Raw genomic sequence first — 2,384 nt, 5'->3', positions numbered from 1 at the left:
GTTGGGACCTTGTCCCTGTGAGAGTAGGACGTCGCCAAGCAACTTTAAGACGAGTCAGAATGACTCGTCTTTTTTGTGTTTTAAACTTCTTATCAGCTTCAAGTAAGTAATCTGTATTTTTTTGATCCCCTCATATTCATTTTCTTTCTTCATTTTTGATGTGTAGTTTAAGATTTTCTATTCTATTTTTTGTGGAAGCAATCTATCGGTGTGTTAAAATAGTACAGTTGTTTTTCGAGGTACTTTAATATAGGAAGATTTAAACTTTTTTAAGGAGATAATATGAAAAAGATAGGTGTAATTACTATAGTAGTTTTAGTCCTTCTAGCAATTACTTATATGTTAGTCGGGAATTATTTTTATAATTATGCGTTGAATGCGAAACAAGAGAAAGAGTTTTTAGAGGATAATCCTCACTTAGTAGAAACTGCGAATGCAGCGGGAGGTGTGTTCGCTACAAATGAAGAAAAGGATGCGAACTTTGTATCAAATCATAAACCTAATACACGAAACATAAATTCTTTCGATAAGTTGAAATTGACAGGTTATGAATATATGAATGAACAATCTAGCCATAAATGGGCAATTGTAGTTCATGGGTATGATAGTAGGGCATCGAAAATGCCGAAATATATCCGGAACTTTTATGAACAAGGATATAACGTCATAGCGCCAGACCTTCGTGGGCATGGAAATAGTGAAGGTGATTATATAGGGATGGGCTGGCATGATCGTAAAGATATTTTGATTTGGATTCAACAAATTGTAAAGAAAGACCCTAATGCTGAAATAGCACTCTTTGGTGTTTCAATGGGGGGAGCAACTGTAATGATGACTTCAGGTGAAGAGTTACCTTCTAACGTTAAAGTTATTATTGAAGATTGTGGATACTCAACTGTTATGGATGAATTTACGTATCAACTAAAAGATTTATTCCATTTGCCAAAGTTTCCTGTTATGAATGCGGCAAATACAGTTACAAAATTAAGAGCTGGATATGATTTAGAAGAAGCTTCAGCTATAAAACAAGTGGCGAAAAGTAAAACACCTATGCTATTTATTCATGGGGATGCTGATACATTTGTTCCTTATGAAATGTTAGATGAAGTATATAATGCTGCAAAAGTAGAAAAAGAGAAATTAATTGTTCCAGGTGCTGGACATGGAGAAGCCGAGAAGGTAGATTCGAATAAATATTGGAATACCGTATGGAAGTTCGTGGGGAGATACATTCCGGCGTAATTAGATTGTTTTAGATTTGTATATACGATAATCAGAAGGAAATGTTTTTATACTTTTGATGATCGTTTTTTCTATTTAAAAACTTATTTTAGTTTGTAGTATATAAGGTTTGAAGCATAAATTTTTGAATTCCTTATTGCCAGTGCTACAATAATTGAAAACTACATGTTAATGAGGTGTTTCTATGAAAATTGAAGTATGGTCAGATTTTGTATGCCCATTTTGTTATATTGGGAAACGTAGATTAGAAATGGCTTTAGAGCAATTTCCGCATAAGAAGGATGTTGAAGTGGAGTTTAAAAGTTTTGAATTAGACCAAAATGCTCCAATCTATTCTGGAACAAGTATTAATGAAGTACTTGCATCAAAGTACGGGATTAGTATTGAAGAAGCTAAGCGTAATAATGTACAACTAGGAAATCATGCAGCTAGTATGGATTTAAATTTTAATTTTGAAGAGATGAAGCCGACGAACACTTTTGATGCGCATCGTCTAGCTAAATTTGCAAAGGATCAAGGGAAAGAAAAAGAGATTACGGAAAATCTACTTTTTGCATATTTCACTGAATCGAGAAATTTAAGTGATATGGATACGCTTGCTACTATTGCTGAAGCTTCAGGTTTAGATAAGCAAGAAGCTTTACGTGTTATTAATGATAAAGGTGCATATGCAAATGATGTTAGAATTGATGAAGCGATTGCTCAGCAATATCAAATTTCAGGAGTACCTTATTTTATTATTAATCAAAAGTATGCTATTTCAGGTGCGCAACCACTCGAAACTTTTGTCGGTGCACTTCAACAAGTGTGGGAAGAAGAGAATCCTGCACCTAAGTTACAAGAGCTTTCTTCAGAGGGTAGAAGCGATATGTCTTGTACGGATGAAAGTTGTTCGATACCTTCAAAAGAACAATAGTTTTTATGAAGGAATAGCAACCCATAGAGTATTTTATGGGTTGCTTATCTATTCTTATAGAAGAGGTATATAAATACATAATTTAATAACGTAAATAAGATTTATAAAAAATGAAGTTTTTTTATAAAAACATATTGACGGTTGTATCTTAGAGGTGTAATATAGAACAAGTCGCCGATGCAATAACGCAGAACGCGGCACACAAAATAAAAAACTTAGTTGACAT

At 33.6% G+C, this 2,384-nt stretch carries 2 protein-coding genes; both read left to right on the top strand.

What is annotated here, in order from left to right; all coding sequences use genetic code 11:
* Positions 1 to 282 precede the first annotated feature (282 nt).
* The gene (locus AC1Q8N_RS28680) at positions 283 to 1,242 is read left to right on the top strand and encodes an alpha/beta hydrolase (protein ID WP_098080540.1); all 960 of its coding nucleotides are present in this window, start codon (positions 283 to 285) and stop codon (positions 1,240 to 1,242) included.
* A 184-nt stretch (positions 1,243 to 1,426) separates the two neighbouring features.
* Positions 1,427 to 2,158 (top strand): DsbA family oxidoreductase, encoded by a 732-nt coding sequence (locus tag AC1Q8N_RS28675; RefSeq protein ID WP_098080542.1) that lies wholly within the window; start codon positions 1,427 to 1,429, stop codon positions 2,156 to 2,158.
* Positions 2,159 to 2,384 lie beyond the last annotated feature (226 nt).

It is taken from the genome of Bacillus sp. GW823-FHT06B01, assembly GCF_058952315.1.
This window is presented reverse-complemented; position numbering and strand designations above follow the sequence as displayed.

What these genes read in the sequence shown, in the direction of transcription:
- AC1Q8N_RS28680 (WP_098080540.1), top strand. Translation starts at nt 283, where the DNA reads ATGAAAAAGATAGGTGTAATTACTATAGTAGTTTTAGTCCTTCTAGCA.
- AC1Q8N_RS28675 (WP_098080542.1), top strand. Translation starts at nt 1,427, where the DNA reads ATGAAAATTGAAGTATGGTCAGATTTTGTATGCCCATTTTGTTATATT.